General features: G+C 55.7%; 15 protein-coding genes and 3 pseudogenes. 4 read left to right on the top strand and 14 right to left on the bottom strand.

Annotated elements, in window-relative coordinates; translation table 11 throughout:
• Positions 1 to 3: 3 nt before the first annotated feature.
• Positions 4 to 696 (bottom strand): response regulator transcription factor, encoded by a 693-nt coding sequence (locus M655_RS09700; protein ID WP_005829119.1) that lies wholly within the window; start codon positions 694 to 696, stop codon positions 4 to 6.
• A 303-nt stretch (positions 697 to 999) separates the two neighbouring features.
• Here M655_RS09700 and M655_RS09695 point away from each other — a divergent pair, with 303 nt between their 5' ends.
• Positions 1,000 to 1,650, top strand: a complete 651-nt coding sequence (locus M655_RS09695; protein ID WP_005829121.1) for a TetR/AcrR family transcriptional regulator — start codon at positions 1,000 to 1,002, stop codon at positions 1,648 to 1,650.
• A gap of 528 nt (positions 1,651 to 2,178) precedes the next feature.
• Positions 2,179 to 2,700, top strand: a complete 522-nt coding sequence (locus M655_RS09690; RefSeq protein ID WP_026557425.1) for a GrpB family protein — start codon at positions 2,179 to 2,181, stop codon at positions 2,698 to 2,700.
• Between the two features lie 38 nt (positions 2,701 to 2,738).
• On the opposite strand, the pseudogene M655_RS09685 reads toward M655_RS09690, so the two are convergent.
• Positions 2,739 to 2,915: pseudogene (locus M655_RS09685) on the bottom strand (acetamidase/formamidase family protein); the annotation flags it as partial.
• A gap of 500 nt (positions 2,916 to 3,415) precedes the next feature.
• On the opposite strand from M655_RS09685, the gene M655_RS09680 reads away from it, so the two are divergent.
• On the top strand, positions 3,416 to 4,627 hold the full coding sequence (locus tag M655_RS09680; protein WP_081414705.1) for a sigma-54 interaction domain-containing protein: 1,212 nt from the start codon (positions 3,416 to 3,418) through the stop codon (positions 4,625 to 4,627).
• Positions 4,628 to 4,686: 59 nt separating this feature from the next.
• On the opposite strand, the gene M655_RS09675 is transcribed toward M655_RS09680, so the two are convergent.
• The 7 genes and pseudogenes from M655_RS09675 to M655_RS09650 all read right to left on the bottom strand — a co-directional run bounded on the left by M655_RS09675 (position 4,687) and on the right by M655_RS09650 (position 10,141).
• Positions 4,687 to 5,601 carry a phosphotransferase gene (locus M655_RS09675; RefSeq protein WP_026557427.1) on the bottom strand — a complete coding sequence of 305 codons (915 nt, stop codon included), beginning with the start codon at positions 5,599 to 5,601 and terminating at the stop codon, positions 4,687 to 4,689.
• Positions 5,602 to 6,185: 584 nt separating this feature from the next.
• A pseudogene (locus M655_RS28310) lies at positions 6,186 to 6,476 on the bottom strand (endonuclease MutS2); the annotation flags it as partial.
• 167 nt (positions 6,477 to 6,643) lie between these two features.
• Positions 6,644 to 8,171, bottom strand: a pseudogene (locus tag M655_RS09670) (endonuclease MutS2); the annotation flags it as partial.
• A 477-nt stretch (positions 8,172 to 8,648) separates the two neighbouring features.
• Complete coding sequence (locus M655_RS09665) at positions 8,649 to 9,092, bottom strand: HD domain-containing protein (RefSeq protein ID WP_007784707.1); 444 nt, start codon at positions 9,090 to 9,092, stop codon at positions 8,649 to 8,651.
• Between the two features lie 15 nt (positions 9,093 to 9,107).
• Positions 9,108 to 9,524, bottom strand: coding sequence for a hypothetical protein (locus M655_RS09660; RefSeq protein WP_005829135.1), 417 nt, complete (start codon positions 9,522 to 9,524; stop codon positions 9,108 to 9,110).
• Positions 9,525 to 9,541: 17 nt separating this feature from the next.
• Complete coding sequence (locus tag M655_RS09655) at positions 9,542 to 9,991, bottom strand: putative glycolipid-binding domain-containing protein (RefSeq protein WP_286085997.1); 450 nt, start codon at positions 9,989 to 9,991, stop codon at positions 9,542 to 9,544.
• Positions 9,992 to 10,006: 15 nt separating this feature from the next.
• Entirely contained in the window at positions 10,007 to 10,141 is a 135-nt protein-coding gene (locus tag M655_RS09650; protein WP_286085996.1) for a hypothetical protein, read from the bottom strand.
• A 131-nt stretch (positions 10,142 to 10,272) separates the two neighbouring features.
• On the opposite strand from M655_RS09650, the gene M655_RS09645 reads away from it, so the two are divergent.
• The gene (locus tag M655_RS09645) at positions 10,273 to 11,757 is read left to right on the top strand and encodes a flavin monoamine oxidase family protein (protein WP_005829139.1); all 1,485 of its coding nucleotides are present in this window, start codon (positions 10,273 to 10,275) and stop codon (positions 11,755 to 11,757) included.
• A 42-nt stretch (positions 11,758 to 11,799) separates the two neighbouring features.
• Here M655_RS09645 and M655_RS09640 read toward each other — a convergent pair whose 3' ends face one another.
• The 5 genes from M655_RS09640 to M655_RS09620 all read right to left on the bottom strand — a co-directional run bounded on the left by M655_RS09640 (position 11,800) and on the right by M655_RS09620 (position 17,273).
• Positions 11,800 to 13,032, bottom strand: a complete 1,233-nt coding sequence (locus M655_RS09640; protein ID WP_005829141.1) for a restriction endonuclease subunit S — start codon at positions 13,030 to 13,032, stop codon at positions 11,800 to 11,802.
• The gene (locus tag M655_RS09635; protein ID WP_005829142.1) at positions 13,025 to 14,512 is read right to left on the bottom strand and encodes a type I restriction-modification system subunit M; all 1,488 of its coding nucleotides are present in this window, start codon (positions 14,510 to 14,512) and stop codon (positions 13,025 to 13,027) included. Before M655_RS09635 ends, M655_RS09640 begins: the two co-directional genes overlap by 8 nt.
• Before the next feature lie 247 nt (positions 14,513 to 14,759).
• Positions 14,760 to 15,911 (bottom strand): SEC-C domain-containing protein, encoded by a 1,152-nt coding sequence (locus tag M655_RS09630; protein WP_035422756.1) that lies wholly within the window; start codon positions 15,909 to 15,911, stop codon positions 14,760 to 14,762.
• 109 nt (positions 15,912 to 16,020) lie between these two features.
• A complete protein-coding gene (locus M655_RS09625) occupies positions 16,021 to 16,332 on the bottom strand; it encodes a hypothetical protein (protein ID WP_007784717.1) in 312 nt (103 codons plus the stop codon).
• Positions 16,333 to 16,475: 143 nt separating this feature from the next.
• Positions 16,476 to 17,273 (bottom strand): HAD family hydrolase, encoded by a 798-nt coding sequence (locus M655_RS09620; RefSeq protein WP_007784720.1) that lies wholly within the window; start codon positions 17,271 to 17,273, stop codon positions 16,476 to 16,478.
• Positions 17,274 to 17,336 lie beyond the last annotated feature (63 nt).

Genomic DNA, 17,336 nt, shown 5'->3' with positions numbered 1-17,336 from the left:
TTTTTACTCCTTCAACGCGTAGCCGATTCCGCGCACCGTCTGGATCAGCGGCGGATGGGCAGGATCGTCCAGCTTTTTGCGCAAATACCGGATGTACACGTCGACGACGTTGGTGTCGCCGTAGTAGTCATAGCCCCATACCTCCGTCAAAATTTGCTCCCTGTCCAGCACCTGATTGACGTGCCTGGCCAGGTAGACGAGCAGGTCGAACTCCCGCGGCGTCAGCTCCACCACCGTTTCCCCGCGCATGACGATCCGCTTTTTTTCATCGATAAAAAGATCGCCGACCTTGAGCGGCGCCTCTTCTTCTTCCTTTTTCCTGACGCCCGCCGCCACACGCAGGCAGGCGCGGATTCTCGCCAACAACTCCTCGATGGCAAACGGCTTCGTAATGTAGTCGTTGGCTCCCAAGTCGAGGCCGCTCACTTTGTCGGGAAGCGAATCCCGGGCGGTGACCAGAATCACCGGAGTGACGCTGTCCGATGCGCGAATGCGCCTGAGCACCTCCATCCCGCTGAGCTGCGGAATCATCACGTCCAGCAAGACCAAATCCCACGGCTCGCTTTTGAACCACTCCAGTCCGGTTGCCCCGTCCTCGGCCGTCTTCACTTCATAGCCTTCGTACTCCAGCTCCAGCTTCAGGAGACGGGCGATTTTTTTCTCGTCTTCGATCAGTAATATTTTGGCCTGGTTCATGTTGACGCCTTCCTCTCTGCCGATACCCAATGACACATCGCGCAAAATGTGGTCTGATACCGTAGATTAAACCATAAAAGTTTGCTCGGGTGCGCATTTTTTTCCAGCGGTCCGGGCGCTTTTTACGAAAAGGCGCGCTGCTTGAACCCCGATGCGGCCGCCTCTTCGTTTCCCCGATTCGGTCCGTTGAAACAGGCGGGCAACGGGTGAAGTTTTCTTTTTGACTGACTACCATTTAATTACGGTGACAGGTTTGACTGATAACTTGTCGGATGCTTTAATGAACAGGAGGTGATATGACCGATGCCAAGAATTTCGAAAGATCCTCTCGTCCGCCGCAATGAAATTCTCGACACTGCCGAAGCCTTGTTCAACCGGGTTGGCTATGAAAAAACATCCACGATCGACATTGCCAAAACGATGCAGGTCGCGCAGGGGACGCTGTACTATTACTTTGAATCCAAGGACGCTCTCGCCAGCGCCCTGATCGCGCGGCAACTGGAGCAAATCCGGGAGCACTATGCGCGGATTGCCCGCGCCCCACACCTTACCGCCTACGAAAAAATCGCCTGGGTGTTCGTCTACGAGCTGGACGCTCCGACCGGGCATGTGGAAAACTTCAAATATTTGCAGCATGACAACAACGCCGTACTCCGGCAAAAACTGTACATCCAAACCATTTGCAAGTTCACGCCGATCTTGACGGAAATCATCGTCCAGGGCAACCGTGAACAGCGGTTTCGCGTCGCCAACCCGGCGCTTGCTGCCGAGTTTTTTCTCAGCACCTTGCACCATTGGGCGGACTCGGCCCTGTTCAAATGGACGCCCGAAGAACGCCGCCTGCGTCTGCAGGCGATCCAGCCGATTTTTGAAAACTTGTTTGGGGTCGCGCCAGGCTCGTTTGCGCTGGAAGCACTTCGCGCCGCCGCGCGCGGCATTGCGCTGGACAACTGACGGCCACGCGCGCGATTGCCGCCGAGCGCTGGCTACGTACGCGATGAGCGAGCGACCTGCTCAGGCAAAACGGCCCCAGCCTGCCCGAAAAACGTCCAAAATGCCGAAATGGCAGCTTTGCATCCCGGCCCAGGCAAGCCTTACAATATAACCAGAGCAGCGATCATTTGCCACGATCGCCAAGATCAGGAAAGAGAGTGTGAAACACGTGTAACCGTATCGTTTCTGCCATTTTTCTGTTGGAAAACACCGTGAAAATGAGAAGGAGAAACGATTTTCGTTGGAATCACCCATTTGGAAAGCTATCTTTTTTTGAACGTATCTGGTTGTGACCATGCAAGCCGTCGTCAGCTCGATGATTACGCTGGAAGTGACAAACCCGGCGCGCGTGCAAGTCGCTGGACCGCCGAACCGAAAATCATAACTAGAAAAGAACCAAAACGCGCCCGGACATTGCTCGCCTTGCCAAATGTCCGGGCCTTTTCACGCCAAAAAGCGATCCCTCTCACGTACAGGAAGGAGTCTGTCATGCGAAAAGTCGAAGTCCACCCCTACGATCCGCGCTGGCAAGCCTTGTTTGCCGCGGAAGCCGAGCTGCTGCGCCAAGTATTCCAGGACAACCTCATACAGATTCATCACATCGGCAGTACAGCCGTGCCCGGGCTGAAAGCAAAGCCGATCATCGACCTGTTGCCAGTCGTGCGCGATATCGGGCGCGTCGATGAGACAAACGAACAGATGCGCTCGCTAGGCTACTTGCCAAAAGGCGAGTTCGGCTTGCCCGGCAGACGGTATTTTGCCAAAGGCGGCGACGAGCGCACCCATCACGTCCACGTTTACGAGCAAGACCATCCGGCGATTCGACGCCATCTGGCGTTTCGCGATTACTTGCGCGCCCATCCTGACTGTGCCCGGCTGTACGGGGAGCTGAAGGAGCAGTTGGCAGAGCGCTTCCCGTACGACGCTGCCAGCTATGTCGCAGGCAAGCATGAGCTGGCCTGCTCTCTGGAGCAAAAGGCGCTGGCCTGGAAAGCGCGTGGCGCCAACTAAGCGCCCACGAAAAAAACGCCGGGCGTCTATGGGATGACCGGATCGTCGTTGTTCTTGATTTGTCCATCCGTCCAATCCTTGCACTCTATGCGGAATACCGCCCCCGGATTGACCGATACCGTAGCGGGAATGTCAGGATGCCATCGGTTGTGGCCGGGTGTATCCTGTTCCTCCATCGGTTTGTTCAGGTCGACGCGAAATAATACTTCTGGCATGCTGCATCCTCCTTTTTTTGCTGAAGAATGAGTGTCGCTCCCTCTTCTTGGAAGCAACGTGTATGCCAACAGACGGAAAATTCACAAAATTTACCCATCACGCTTCTTTTGCCTATATTTTCCTGTATAATAGGGAAGAGAAGCCTGTCGCAAAACGGGTCAGCTACTGGCTTTCTTTTCTCGTTATCTCCCCTGTCCTGCTTGTATTGCCTCATTGGTTAACGGAAAAATTGTTTGCGTGTTTCACTTTCGAACACTTGTCCTGCGATCGGACAACGAAAACAAACCATTTACCAAGAAGGGATGCGAGTACCATTCTCGAAGCCGACGTGCCACTCTCGTTTATCGGGGCTTCATCCGTCATCGAGCGTTCGCAACATCGCGCTGCCTCTCAACCTCTCCCTGTCGCCAAGCCTCCTGCCGATTCTTTGAATCTATCGCAACCTGCCACGCCTCCTTCGCGCCCTCTCTCGCAGACCGAGGCAGATTGGCGCAGGCTCTTGCTTTTTTGGGCTGAAAAAAGTCACGAGCACCTCATCGCCCTCGACGAGTCCCGGACAGTCGTGTTTGCCACCCGGCTTGCTGGCGAACGATTCGGCATCCGCGCCGGGATGACGCTGGACGAACATTGGCAAGATGCGCTGCGAAAAGACTGGACCTTTGAGGAACAGACAACAGAAGGAGCTGCCCCTATGTGGATTTATCTTCTTCGCCGACGCCCTGCTTCCTCGCCCGCCCAGCAACAACCGACACTTTTCCCAGCCATCGCCACGAAAAGCCCGCTGTACCAAAAACAGTTGCAGACGGCGCGAATCGCCGCCCACTCGCTCTCCCATACGCTGCTCCTGGGCGAAACAGGCTCCGGCAAAGAAGTGCTGGCCAGAGCCATTCACGACGCGAGCCCGCGCAAAAACGGGCCGTTTGTCGCAGTCAATATCGCTTCGCTCCCCAAAGATTTGATTGCGAGCGAGCTGTTTGGCTACGCAGACGGCGCTTTTACCGGGGCAAAAAAAGGAGGGCAGCCCGGCAAATTTGAAGCCGCCAGCCACGGTACGCTGTTCCTCGATGAGATCGGGGAAATGACGCTGGAGCTGCAAGTCTTGCTGCTGCGTGTGCTGGAGGAACGGAAAATTACGCGGCTTGGCTCGCACACCGAAAAAGAGCTGGACGTGCGGATCATCGCCGCCACAAACCGCTTTCTGGAGGACGATGTGCAAAACGGCCTGTTTCGCGCGGACCTTTACTACCGCTTGAATGTGCTGCAAATTCGCATCCCGCCGCTGCGCGAGCGAAAGGAAGACATCGCCTCTTTGGCAGAGCAGTTTCTCCACCAGTTGCACGAGCAATACGAGGGCGGCCCCACGCAACTGTGCGAAACAGCCATGACTGCCCTGCATCGCCATTCCTGGCCGGGAAATGTGCGCGAGTTGCGCAATGTGCTGGAGCGCGCCTTTTTGCATGCCTTCCCCGACCCGCAAATTTCGGTTCAGCATCTCCCGCCTGATTGGACATGGCTCGGGCAGAACGAAGCGGACGCGCAGGCAGACCATTCGCCTCTGTTGCGCACGTTGGAGCGGGAAACGATCCAGCAAGCGATCCGCGAAGCCCCTTCCATCAGCGCCGCCGCGAAAAAGCTCGGCATCGCCCGCAGCACGCTGTACCGCAAGATGAGCGAGCTTGCCATTGGGCCGTGCAGCGAAAGCCATGTGTGACGCTTCGGCCTCGCCTCGCCTATGCTTGTAGACAGCTCGCCCGACGGCCCGCTACGAATTTAATTTGCCAAGGCGCGCCTGATGACCGCGCTCGCTTCCGCTGCTACGCGGTCGTCGCCCGTGTCTTTTGCCTGCATGTAAATCAGCATCGGGATGTAGACGGCAATCAGACGCGCCAACAGCTTCGTCTCTTCATCGACTTCGCCGTATGCGCGGAAAAAGCCATCCCTTGCCTGTGGCGGCAAAAAGCTGTAGGCAATGCTCAGATCGCAGCCGGGATGACCGATGTTCATGTCTCCCCAGTCGATAATGCCCGCGATTTTTCCATCGGGAGCCACCAGCATGTTTTTAAAGTGCAGGTCGCCGTGCATCAACACTTCCTTCGGCTGAATCTGCTCCACGCCAAGCCCCTGCAAATAATCCGCAATCAGCGCGCGATCGGCTTCCGCAAAAGGAATGTCCGTTTCAGCCAGAAACTGCTGCATTTTTTCTTTCCGTCCCCGAATATCCTGCAATCCGCGCTGGTCAGTGGGCGCACCGTTTTCTTTGGCCACCTGGACGGGGAATGCGTGCAAGTTTTTCAAAAAGCGGGCAAGCACGAGCGCAGACGCCGCGCGCTGCTCCTCTGGCAACCCAAGCGGAAAATTCCCGGCGATGTACGTATAGCCGAGAAACGGCAATGGATACGCTGCGCTGCCCTCCCCGTAAAAAAGCGGTTTTGCATACGGGAGCGTAAGAAACGGGCCAAGCTTGGGCAAAAGCCTGCCTTCCAGCTCGATCAGCTCCACAGCGATTTTTCTGCGCGGGAAGCGAAAAACGTATTCCTCGCCAACTACATAGACGATATTGTCCCATCCGTCCCCGAGACGCCTTACCTGTTTCAAGGACAATGCGGGAAACTGGCTGTAGATCAAGGCTTGAGCCAGGTCCTCCGTCACTTGCCATTCCGCATCCCATGGATTTGTACGACTCATTGCTGTTCACCTTCTTTCTTTTTTCTGTTGGTAGTGGTTTGTGGCACAGGGCTCTCGAATATCGCAAACGGCCTCGGCGTACAGCTCGTATTGTTCCATTCGCTGCCGGGCGGATATGTGCGGGTCACTTTCTGCTTTTTGGCTGATTGCCTTTTTTCCGACCGCTTTTTACGGGTAACGTCAGCATGAGCAAAAACCGGGCGAAGTTCATGGCCCCCTTTGCCCTTGCCACTTGTGCGCTCGCCGCCTCGTTTCCCAATCGCCTGTCTGCATCTTACCACTTTATCGGAAAACGTGATGTAAGTTTTCACCATAAGTAAAAGAACGGACCTGTCTATATTCCTTTTTCCGCCTGTCCCTCTTCATTGAGCTGTATTCTCCCTTCCTTTTACTCACCGAATGAAAGCCGGGTGGAAGTGGAATCAAATCGGATGAAAAAGGCGGAAAAAGCAAAGGGAGCAAAACCAGCATGCTGGCTAGCCCACGCCATGCCCTCTCAAGCCGCTGCCAAACGCGCAGCTTGCTCCCCTTGCCATTTATTCAAATGCCTGTTCCGCTCGAAAAACGGCTGGCTGTGTGTGCCCTTATCCCTCCTGCTTCGTTTCGATGGATACCCCTTCTACGTGCTTGCGGCTCATCAGCTTTCGTTTCTTCCGGTTTTCTTTCGTTTCAAACACGATGTCCATGTCGTAGTCCGCCGGGTATAGCTCCTTGCTCTCGATGTGCAGGCTGAGCCGTTTCTGGTTGATTTTGAATTTCTGGTTTTGGATCATCACGCCGACGTTGCCTTTGGCGTCCGCGGTGGAAAAGACAATGCCCGTTCTGCCCAGATACGACACAAAAACGCAATCCCCAATGGCGAACGGCTTTTTCTTTGTCGCGGGTGGCTCTCCGTCGATCTCGGGGGTGGGCGGCAATGGCTGCTGGTCTTGGTTCGCTTGCTGCTCGGCTGCTTGCCCCTCAGCTTCTCGCATCGTGACTGCTTGCTTCTCGCTGACTTGCGCCGCTGCCACAGCCCCCTGCTCGCCCCTTCGCGCACCAGCAAAGCCGCTTTGCGTAATCTCCCGCGAGCGCTTAATCATCTCCGGCGGAATCCCCAGCTTCGTGGCGATCACGAACGCGTAGCTCTGGCCCGCTTCGCCGATGCGCAAGCGATAGAGCGGCTGCAGCGTCTCTTCGTCAAACTCCATGCGCGCGTTTTGGAAACCGTCTGTCGCGGCGGCAAAATTTTTGATTTCGTTAAAATGCGTCGTCGCGATCACCGTCGCGCCTCTTCGGTGCAGCTCCTCCAAAATCGCAATCGACAAGCCCACCCCTTCGCCCGGATCGGTGCCGGACGCCATTTCATCGATCAGCACGAGGGTCGAGCTGTCCGTGACCCGCAAGATTTCGATCACATGATGAATATGGGCGGAAAAAGTGCTCAGCGCGTGCTCGATGCTCTGCCCATCGCCGATATCTACCGCGATATTGCGGAAAACAGCGAAGCGACTGCCCTCTCTCACAGGCACCAGCAAGCCGGACTGCACCATCGCGGTCAACAGGCCGACCGTCTTGAGCGCCAACGTCTTCCCGCCCGTATTCGGACCGGTAATGACCAGCGACTTGTAGCTTTTTCCAATCTGAAAATCCAACGGAACCATCTGCCGGCCCAGCAGCGGATGCCGCGCTTCTTTCACGTCGATCAGTCCGTCCTCGTTCAGTTCCACGTTGACTGCGCCCAATGCCAGCGCGTACTTGGCCTTGGCAAACAAAAAATCGTACATGCCGACCGTCTCCACATTTACATGCAGCTCCTGCGAAAATTCCTCCGCGACAGCGGACAGTTGCATCAGCACCTTGGTCACCTCGCGCGCTTCCTCGGCCTTGAGCGCCGCCAGCTCGAACTGTACCGCGCCAAGCTCTGCCGGCTCCATGTAGACAGTTTGGCCGCTCGCGGATTCGTCCACGACACTGCCCGCCACTTGCCTGCGATGCTCTTTTTTGATCGGCAGGACGTATTTGCCGTTGCGCTTGCTTATGACGTTCTCCTGCATGATCGAGCGGTATTTGTTCGTGAGCGAATCGAGCTGCCGCTTCAGCCGCTCTTCAAACACGACGATGCGCTTGCGGACCTTGAGCAAATCTTTGCTGGCCGTATCCACGACCTGCCCGTGCCGGATGCACTGCTCGATCTCCGCCTGCAAGCGGCTCAGCGTGTACATCGTCAGCGCGTACGAGCTGACACGCGGCGCTATTGGCGCTTTGCTCGCCATGTATTTCGAGAGCTGGGCGCAGCTTGCGAGAAACTGGTGCAGGTGCGAAAAATCGGCTTCCGTAAACACATACCCGGTCCCGAGCAGCGACATCATTTGCTCGATTCCTGCAAGCGAAGGAATCGGGACGCTCGCGCCATGCGCAAGCAATGCTTTTGCTTCCGCTGTTTCGTCGAGCTTTTTGCGCAGAACTTTGGCCGAGTCGAGCGGCTGCATGTGCGCGACGTGCTTTTTCCCCACGTACGACACCGCGTACTCCATGAGCGCAGCTTTGATCTTGTCGTATTCGAGGCGTTGCCATGCTTTTTCGTTCAAGGTGAATCGCTCCTTTTTTCGCATCTTTTTTCGCATCTTTTTTTGCTCATCAACAAAAAAAGGACGAAGAATGAACAAACGTCATTCTCCGCCCTTTTTGTGGGTGACCCCAAACCAAGCGCGCGCAAACAGCCTCTCTTCCAAACGGCAATCCGCTCACGAAAAAGTGGCTGGGCTGCCGTCAAAAGGACGCAAAAAAACCGCGCTGAAAACAGCACGGATTTGGGCGCAATGATTGGGGGAAAAACCCCTGGAGCATTGGATGATATCCGCTGTTCTTAACAAATTCCAAGGCCGGAAAGTAACCATCACAAATAAACTTTGCCAAACGTGCAAAATTTTCGTGAACTTGCTCCTAGCCTTTTGTATGGAATTGCGTTAGTTAAGAACAACCGCCGACATCAACATCTCTCCCCTGATAAGGTTACTCCCACTATAGCTCACCAAAACAGCCGCCGTCAAGAAAAGCTGCCGCCGCTAGCCGTTCCCCTCGTATTGCCCTTGCGAAGTCAGCAGCAGGGCAGCTTTCTCGTAGCGCTTGCGTCTTTCGTAATCTTGTTCAGTCGGTTCCAAAATCCGCGACAAGTCCATGTTGTCCTCGATATCGCCCAGCTTCACCTGCCTGGCGATCGCATCCTGCTTCGCCCGGCGGATGAAGTCCTCGTAGGCTTCGCCTTCGCGCCGGGTCAGAGCAATCACTGCGGCAATGACCGGTTCGGAAAAGCCTGCCGCCTGCAAATCCGCCACCGTGACAGCGGTGTCTTCCAGCACGTCATGCAGCACAGCCGCGATTTTCGTCTCGTCCGTTGGCATGTTCAGCATCACACGCAACGGATGGAGGATGTACGGATTCCCGCCTTTGTCTGTTTGCCCCGCGTGCGCCTGTGCCGCGAGTGCAATTGCCTTTTCCAATGTGCTCAACCCGTCTCCTTCGCTTCATTCGTTCTCGGCTTCCTTGGCATGCGGCGTGTCCCGCTTTTTCCTCTGCCTTCTGAGGGCGAGCAAGCACGCATAGTAAAGCAACGAAGCCGTCATCCCCAGCCAGTAAAAAGAAGAAATCCCCTTGAACAACTCTCCTGTTACGAGCCAGAGTAACAAGGCGGTCGCCGCGATTCCGGCTACGGCGTAGAGCAAAGCCTCCAGCAGCACGACCACTCTGCTCCTTTTTCTACTGCGCAAAGGCCGCAGGAGCCAGTCGATCGCGACAGATTGCGGCAGCCCCAATACAAAGACGGTCGGGAATGTGAACATAGCCGTCGGCAGAACCATGAAGCGATCTTGGAAATAGAAGATCGCCGCGCCAAACGTAAACAAAAAGCTGGCCAAAAGCCCCGCCAGAAAACGCTCCGCCATGACAAAACGGCCCCTTTCTACTTGCCTGCTTCCACTTCGATACCGCTTGCGGCCAGCGGCCTCTCGCGAACAAAAAGCTCGGGATACAAAAGGACAAGACCGTTTGCATCCACTGTGATGTTTTGCACAAAAGCGCCCGCGCGATATTCGAACACCGCAGTATCGGCGTCAGACGCAAGCAGCGTGTACTGCTGCCGCACCCGCCGCCAGGTCAGCTCGTAGGCAGAAAAATAGGCGACGTCGATCTCCTGCGGCACGTTCGGAGTAAACGCCAGTCTTCTGATCGGCAGCGTGTTCGTGAACGGCGTACACGAAAGATCAATATCGACGCAGCCTGCCAGCTCGGCAATCGGCTGTCCCGCCTCGTCCGTCCACTGTCCGTTTCCGTCGGACAAAAGACAAAGCGCTTTTTGCCCTCCCCAATGCCGAATTGAAACTTTTCTCGTGGCCCAACTACGATCGAGCACGATTTCATACTGGATTCACGCGAGCTTGTCCGGTTCGCTCTCCCCGATCACGAAGCTGTCGACTGTCAACTGCTCCTCGCTTTCGCTGATGGCAAGATGCTCATACCCCGCTCCCGTGCTTGGTTTCCAGATTACGTATGTTGGCAGCATGACTCGACCCCCGATCATTTGTTCCCCTACCATTCCAGTCTACCATGACTTGGATGAAAATGGAATCTGGCAAACACCATTGCGCCATGCGAGAATACCTTATTTTTACAAGTGCACAAAGGAGAAACGAAATGGAGATCACTTCATCCTCCCTGACTGAATCGCAAATGCTGACCATCATCCGCGACGGGCTGCCACCGACGAACCAGCCCAAAAAGATCATCATTGTCGGCGCTGGCATGGCTGGACTGGTCGCCGGGTCGCTGTTGAAGCGAGCCGGGCACCGCGTCACGATTGTGGAAGCGTCGGAACGCCTCGGCGGCAGAGTGCTCACGCTGCGCGCGCCTTTTACAGACGGCCACTACCTGGAAGCCGGCGCCATGCGCATCCCCAGCACCCACCAGCTCACGATGGCCTACATCGCCAAGTTCGGGCTGCCTCTCAACAAGTTCATCAACAGCACGCCGAACGATCTCCTTTACGTAAACGGAATCAAAAAACGGCGCTGGCTGTACGAGCAACAGCCAGACATGCTGCGCTTCCCCGTCGCGCCACACGAAAAAGGCAAGTCGGCTGACGCCCTTGCCCTCATGGCCATCGGGTCGCTCCTCGATTTCATCCGGCAAAATCCGGAGCAACACTGGCCGCTTGTCATCCAGGAATACGATAAATATTCGATGGAGCTATTTTTGCGCCACAATCCGCTCGGTGCGTCCCTGTCAGCGGCGGCGGTCGACAAAATCAAGGTCATGAGCGGCTTTGAAGGCTTTCCCGAGCTGTCTTTTCTGGAAATTTTGCGCGACTTCATCCTTTTCTCGCCCGCTACTCTCTTCTATGAAATAAGCAGAGGGTTTGACCAGCTTCCCCAGTCGTTCGCGCCGGAATTGCAGGAAAACGTTTTGTTCCATCACAAGATGACCAAGATCAGCCAGCGCGGGCCAAAAATCGCCATATCGGGAATCAACCTCGCCTCTTCCCGCTCGTTTCAACTGAAAGGAGATGTCGCGATCGTTACCGTTCCCTTTTCCGTCCTGCAATTTGTCGATGTCGAGCCGACGAGCCTGTTTTCGTTTGGAAAATGGAAGGCGATTCACCAGCTCCACTACGTCTCCGCGACCAAAATCGGCTTGCAGTTTTCGCGCAGATTTTGGGAAGAAGAAGGGCTGTACGGCGGACAGACGATCTGCGACCTGCCTTTGCGCTTTGCCTATTATCCGAGCCACGGGTTTCAGCAGCCTGGCGGGACCATCCTGGCGAGCTACACGTGGGAAGACGACGCGCTGCCGTGGATCAGCATGTCCCACGACGAGCAAATCAGGCAGGTGCTGCGCCAGTTGGCTATCCTCTTCGACGCGCAAGTGTACAGGACGTTTGTGACAGGCGTGGTCCACAATTGGGCGACACAGCCTTTTGCCGCAGGAGGTTTTGCCTTGTTCAAACCGCTGCAGGAGACGGAGCTGTCCGCGTTTTTGACCGCGCAGGAAGGCCCTGTGCCTTTGGCCGGGGAGCACACTTCTCCCCAGTACCACGGCTGGATTCAAGGCGCGATTGAGTCTGGTGTACGCGCGGCGGCTCAAGGACACAGCACGCCTCGGCCCCGTGCGTCAAACGCGTGATGGCACCGAAGCCGGGCGGCTCTTCCCCGCCGCTTCGTCCGGCTACACGCGCACGCTGCCTGTCAACAGCATCTGCATCAGCGCTTTTTTGACCGCCCGCAACTGCTGCAGCCTCGCTTCCTCGATGTTGCGCTTGGAGAGGACGCTTTTGATCCCGGCCACGATTTTTTGCTGTTCCTCCAGAGGGGGGAGGGGGACGAGCATCGTCTCCACGCGCTTCAAGCCCAGCTTCGGCACTCCTGTCACGCCTTTTAGCACTGCAATCTGCCGCTGGCAAAATTCCGAGCCAAGGGCAAACATCAAATAGTCGAGATCAACCTGGTCGCTCGTCGGCGTAATTTTCGCCGCGTTTTCCGTCAACAGCGCACCGTCGAGCGCGTCCGGGACTCTGCCCGCCACGCCTAAATAAATGCCTGCGATCGACAAGTAAATATCGCGTCTGGAGATGGTGTAGCGCTTGATTTTGCTGTAAATCTCTTCGGTTGCGTACTTGAGCTGCTCCATCCGCACCGTATGCTCGCCAAAGTCGGATACCCGTATATACGGATAAGGAGTAACGGTGTCTGTCAGGCTGCTGCCTTTTGGCACTCGTTTTCCGCCCTTGACCTTGGCGATCTCCTTGAGCCTGACCAGCGACCAGCCTTCTGGAATCGTGCCCATTTTCGTCTGGACAAACGCCGTGTGGCCGATTCCTTGCGTAAAAAGTTGCTGCGTCAACCCCTTTTTTACAACCTGCACCTGGGCGATAATCGCGTCGGTCTTCTCGATGACGGCATCGACGGAGGCGAGAATGGCCGCTATTTTTTGCTGCTCCGGCAGGGGCGGGTAGCAGATCGGGATGGACTCCAGTTGTTTCGAGCTGATGTTGAGCTGGGCCACGCCCGCCGCCATGGTCAGCACCTGGTCGCGAAACCGTTTGGAGGTCACCACGAATTTCAAATACTCTCTGCACACGAGCGCGTCGTCCTTGACTTGCAATCTCCCGACGCGCTGGTTGAGCAGCGCGGGCAGATCGTCTGCGTGCACTTCGGCGAAATTTTCAATACTGCCAGACATCCCGAGCAACAGATCGCCTGGCTGGAGCACGAACGACTTGAACTTCTCAAGAGCGGTTTTATCGAGGCATTTCGCCTGCGACAAGTCCAGGCGGCCGTTTTTCATGTTGCTCATCCGCACGACGGGAACCCCTTTGTCCACAAACGCGGTCGAGGAAAACGGATAGCCGCCTTGCACGCGCACGGCCCATCCGAGCGGCCCTTTTTTCCATTCAGGCATCGTACCCCAACTCCTTCAGGAAACGGAGCATTTTCCCCTCTACCTCGCCACGCTCTGCCTCCAGCGCGCGCAGCTTGGCCAGAGCTGCCCCTACGTCGATCTGCGCTTCCTGCTCGGACAAGTCGATGTAGCGGGCCATGTTCAGGTTGTAGTCGTTGGCCTGGATTTCGCTGTGCTCGACTACCCGGCAGTATTGGTCGACCGCTTCCCACTTTTCATAGGCGGACACGATGTCCTGCACATCGGAGTCACGCAGGAAATTTTGGTTTTTCCCTTCCTGATAGCCGCTTGCGCCATTCAGGAAAAACACTTTCCGCTTTTTCGCCGCCTCTTTGTTGCGGTTCAAAATCAGGATGCAAGCGGGAATCCCCGTGCCGTAAAAAAGGTTGGGCGGCAAGCCAATCACTGCTTCTATCAAGTCTTCTTCCAGCAGCCCCCTGCGGATGGCCGCCTCCGCCCCGCTGCGAAACAGCACCCCGTTTGGCACGACCACCCCGGCCTTGCCGTTTGGCGCAAGCGTCGCCACCATGTGCTGCACAAAAGCGAAATCGCCCTTGTCTTTTGGCGGCAGTCCGAAGCGAAACCGGGCGAGCGTGTCCGTCCTTGCTTCTTCCAGCCCCCAGTTGCTCAGGCTAAACGGCGGGTTGGCAATGACGCGGTCGTACAAAATGAGCTCGCCATCTTCGAGCAGCTTCGGCTCGCGGATCGTATCGCCTTTTTCGATCCGGTGGTCCCAAAGGCCGTGCAACAGCAAATTCATCTTGCAAATCGCCCACGTCTTCAAATTGCGCTCTTGTCCGTGCAGCGTAATGCGCTGCGGATTGCCGCCTGTTGCCTTGATGTAGTCCACCGCCTGAATTAGCATCCCCCCGGAGCCTGCCGTCGGGTCGCACACGCGCATGCCTTCCTCCGGCTTGATGAGCCTCACGATCAATTCCACCACTTTGCTCGGCGTGTAAAATTCTCCGCCCTTTTTCCCTGCATCAGCGGCAAACTGCTTGAGCAAATATTCGTAGGCTCGTCCCAAAATATCCGGCTCCGACAAGTTGCCATTGCCGAGGTCAATCGCGGAAAAATGCCGGATCAACTGCTGCAAAAGCTTGTCCGGCAGCCTTTCCGTATCGCTGAAGTCGATTGTCGCCAGAACGCCGCGCAGCACGGGATTTTCCGCTTCGAGCGCGGCAAACGCCTCGTTGATCGCGGCTCCAATCCCTTCTGTCAGCGCCTGCAGTCTGTGCCAGCGCGAGTTTTCCGGGACGACAAACAGGTGAGCGTCCCGAGTGTGTTTGTCGCCATCGCCGACGCCATCTCCGCGCTCCGGGGGATGCTGCTCGGCTTCGCTGAAAACATCGTGCAGCCGCTTGAGAAACAACAAGCCGAAAATGTAGTTTTTATAGTCAGCGGAGTCAATGCTCCCGCGCAAAATATTGGCACATTCCCACAAATGGGATTCTAGCTGCGGCAGCGTGATCTTGAACATGATGACCTCCTTTTGTTCCGCCGTTCTGGCATTCGCTTTTGGCCTGTTCCTCCCGCGAAAAGCATGGTCAGTCCAGGTCAAAAGTTCATCGTCTGTACCGATTTTTTGTCTATTATAGCAGGCAAGGCGAGGGGCGCGGCACCACTGAGCCGAACAGAAAAACCACTATTCGCAAATAGTGGCTACTGACAATTTTTTTGGTGCAAAACGTCTCCGTGGCTGGCGGGTAGCAGCACTCTGGCCCGACCTAGCCTTGAGCCCGCTGCTCGGCATACGCCGATTTTGCCTGCGAGATGTACGCGAGCAAGTTCGAGTCGAGCGCCAGCGCTCTTACTGCCGCAAATTCCTCATGCGTAATGAACTCCCCGTGTGCAGCCCGATTGCGCAGCCCGTGCAACGCTTTCAGCTTGTCCCCCAAAAGCTCGATGCCGTCGCTTACGATCGGAACGTGCTCGTTTTGCAAGTATTCACACAGCTCTCGCCACATCCGTTTTTTCGGAGCGGTCGCCCCTTCGTGAAAAGAGATGACATCCCGCAGCTCCTGCTCCAGCAAGCCGAAATAGTTCATCGCCAGTCCCGTGTACGTGATTTTGTCGGCTGACTTGCGCGGTGTCGACGATTCCTGGACGAGAGCCGTCGCCAACGTTTTCAACGACTCCTCGCGCAATCCGGTGAGCGTGTGGGCGTAGGATTCATATTCGTTCTCAATCTCGTCGAGCGAGTGCCAGTCAAAGTAAATCATGACCTCACTCTCTTCCTGATCCAGCCCGAACGCCATGTCGTCACTGAACTGCAATTCCCAATCGACCAGTTGGTTGCCCGTATCGACAAACAGCTTGACGCTCCACAAATCGGCCTGTTCCTCGATGCCCCGTGCAACCGCCTGATAGCAGCACTCCATGATGACTTTCATCGCTCCGTAATCGGCCGTATCGTGTTCGCCCATAAACGCATACTCTGCCAAAATGCTCTGCGCTGCATTGCGGACCAGAATGCGCTCCGCTCTGGTCAAGGCAGGTACGGCCTTTACCTGGTTCCGCGCCGCTGGAGGCAGCCCTTTCATTTCCAGTATCTCTCTGACTGCCTCAAAATAATGGCGCTCGCCTTCATCCACCAGCTTCAACAGATCGGTTGCCAGAAAGCGGATCATGTCATCGCGCTTGTGCTCCCGTCTCAAATACGTTCCCATCTGGTCCATGACAGCCAACGCAAATTCGCGCATTCCTTGCAAAGCGTTGTGCGAGGTAGTTGCGGGCTGGAAGTATTCGTTTTGCACTTGTACTTCGGCAAGGGAAGGATTTTGGGACAGTGCCAACCATTTTGCTTCCTCTTTAGGCAAACAGCATATTTTGTATTTTTTGCCCGAACCGCACGGACACGGCTCGTTTCTGCCGAACATAGACACTGACCATTCCCCCACGTCTGGTTTTCGTCAAATGTTGATCTGACTTTAGCTTATTTTCCCAATCTTCACCAGTTTGTAAACATCATATTTCGCGTGGGGGCAGTCACACCGCAAGCAGCACATATCCCCCCGCCAAAAACCAGAGGACATTGCCGATCTCCATGATCCCGACTGTTTTTACAGGCAGCTTTACCCCTTTGGCGGCAATCGCCATTTTGACGACTCCCGGCAAAAAGATGACGCTGACAAGCGCGGGGACATGCGGCAAAAAGGGCAGGCAAAGCAAGAGCAAATGATTGCTTCGGTTTTGATAGACAAGCTTCTTCAATTTTTCCATATATTGTCCCAGGACAACGTGTTCCCGGGAAAACAACTGACTAAGCTGCCGTTCTCCATCTGTTTGATGACGCTTCACACGGGTCCCTCCTCCCGCCTCTCTCTTTCAGGCATCGCAGTGACGTGACCGTGCAGGCTGCGAATAACCTTCCACTTGGAAGTATAAGACGCTAGGAAAAAAGCCCGCCGAAACGTCCGGCGGGCTTGTCCTTTGTCTGTCTGCTAGTTTTCCCATGTATCAATCACGGTTTGAATCTCGCGCAAGCTCGTAATCTCATGCGCCGGAACAATCTCGCCCTCCAGCTTCGCGCCGTGCCGGTTGATCCACATGTTGCGCATGCCGACCGCGTTGGAGCCCTGGATGTCGGTCGTCAGCTTGTCCCCGATCATGACGCCTTCCTCCGCCGTGATGCCCAAAAGGCTCATGGCGTGCTCGAAAATCTCCGCCGCCGGCTTGCCTCGGCCGAAATCTCCCGAGATCACGATATGGTCGAAGTAAGCCGCAAGCTCCGGCACCCCTGCCAGCTTTTGTTTTTGCAGATCAGGCGAGCCGTTTGTGAGCAGCAGCAGTTTGTATTTGGCTTTGAGCTGATCGAGCACCTCGAACGTTTCTTCATAGACGAGCGGACGGCTTTTCCGCTCCGCGACGAACATCTCTCCCAGCTTTTGCCCAAGCTCCGCGTCCTCAATGCCAAGAGAGCGCAAGCCGCGCGTCCACGCTTCCTTCCGGTACGTAGGAACGAACGCTTGCAACTGGCGAAACTCCTCCTGCTTTCCTTCCGCAAATTGCGCCCACAGTCCTTCAAACGGATTAATTCCGATCATTTTCGTAAAGGGGAATGCTTCGAAGGCTTCATACATCGCCCGAGCTTCCTTGCGGACCGCAGCTTCCAGTTGCTCCGCATCCACCTCGTAATGCTTGGCGGCTTCTCTACAGGTTGCCTGAAACGCCTCTTTGACACTGCGCTCATCCCACAATAACGTATCGTCCAAATCAAATAAAATCGCCTTGATTGCCATCAGTCTGATTCCCCTTTTTCTCCTCGTAATCTGTCTCTTGTTCTATGATTACGGAAATCTTCT

It is taken from the genome of Brevibacillus sp. NSP2.1 (assembly GCF_000470975.2).
GTDB lineage: Bacteria > Bacillota > Bacilli > Brevibacillales > Brevibacillaceae > Brevibacillus > Brevibacillus agri.
This window is presented reverse-complemented; position numbering and strand designations above follow the sequence as displayed.

Excerpts from the sequence above, each read along its gene's own strand:
- M655_RS09645 (WP_005829139.1), top strand. The coding sequence starts at position 10,273 with ATGGAGATCACTTCATCCTCCCTGACTGAATCGCAAATGCTGACCATC.
- M655_RS09660 (WP_005829135.1), bottom strand. The coding sequence starts at position 9,524 with ATGGCGGAGCGTTTTCTGGCGGGGCTTTTGGCCAGCTTTTTGTTTACG.
- M655_RS09695 (WP_005829121.1), top strand. The coding sequence starts at position 1,000 with ATGCCAAGAATTTCGAAAGATCCTCTCGTCCGCCGCAATGAAATTCTC.
- M655_RS09700 (WP_005829119.1), bottom strand. The coding sequence starts at position 696 with ATGAACCAGGCCAAAATATTACTGATCGAAGACGAGAAAAAAATCGCC.
- M655_RS09640 (WP_005829141.1), bottom strand. The coding sequence starts at position 13,032 with ATGCCTGAATGGAAAAAAGGGCCGCTCGGATGGGCCGTGCGCGTGCAA.
- M655_RS09690 (WP_026557425.1), top strand. The coding sequence starts at position 2,179 with ATGCGAAAAGTCGAAGTCCACCCCTACGATCCGCGCTGGCAAGCCTTG.
- M655_RS09620 (WP_007784720.1), bottom strand. The coding sequence starts at position 17,273 with ATGGCAATCAAGGCGATTTTATTTGATTTGGACGATACGTTATTGTGG.
- M655_RS09675 (WP_026557427.1), bottom strand. The coding sequence starts at position 5,601 with ATGAGTCGTACAAATCCATGGGATGCGGAATGGCAAGTGACGGAGGAC.
- M655_RS09635 (WP_005829142.1), bottom strand. The coding sequence starts at position 14,512 with ATGTTCAAGATCACGCTGCCGCAGCTAGAATCCCATTTGTGGGAATGT.
- M655_RS09630 (WP_035422756.1), bottom strand. The coding sequence starts at position 15,911 with ATGTTCGGCAGAAACGAGCCGTGTCCGTGCGGTTCGGGCAAAAAATAC.
- M655_RS09650 (WP_286085996.1), bottom strand. The coding sequence starts at position 10,141 with ATGCTGCCAACATACGTAATCTGGAAACCAAGCACGGGAGCGGGGTAT.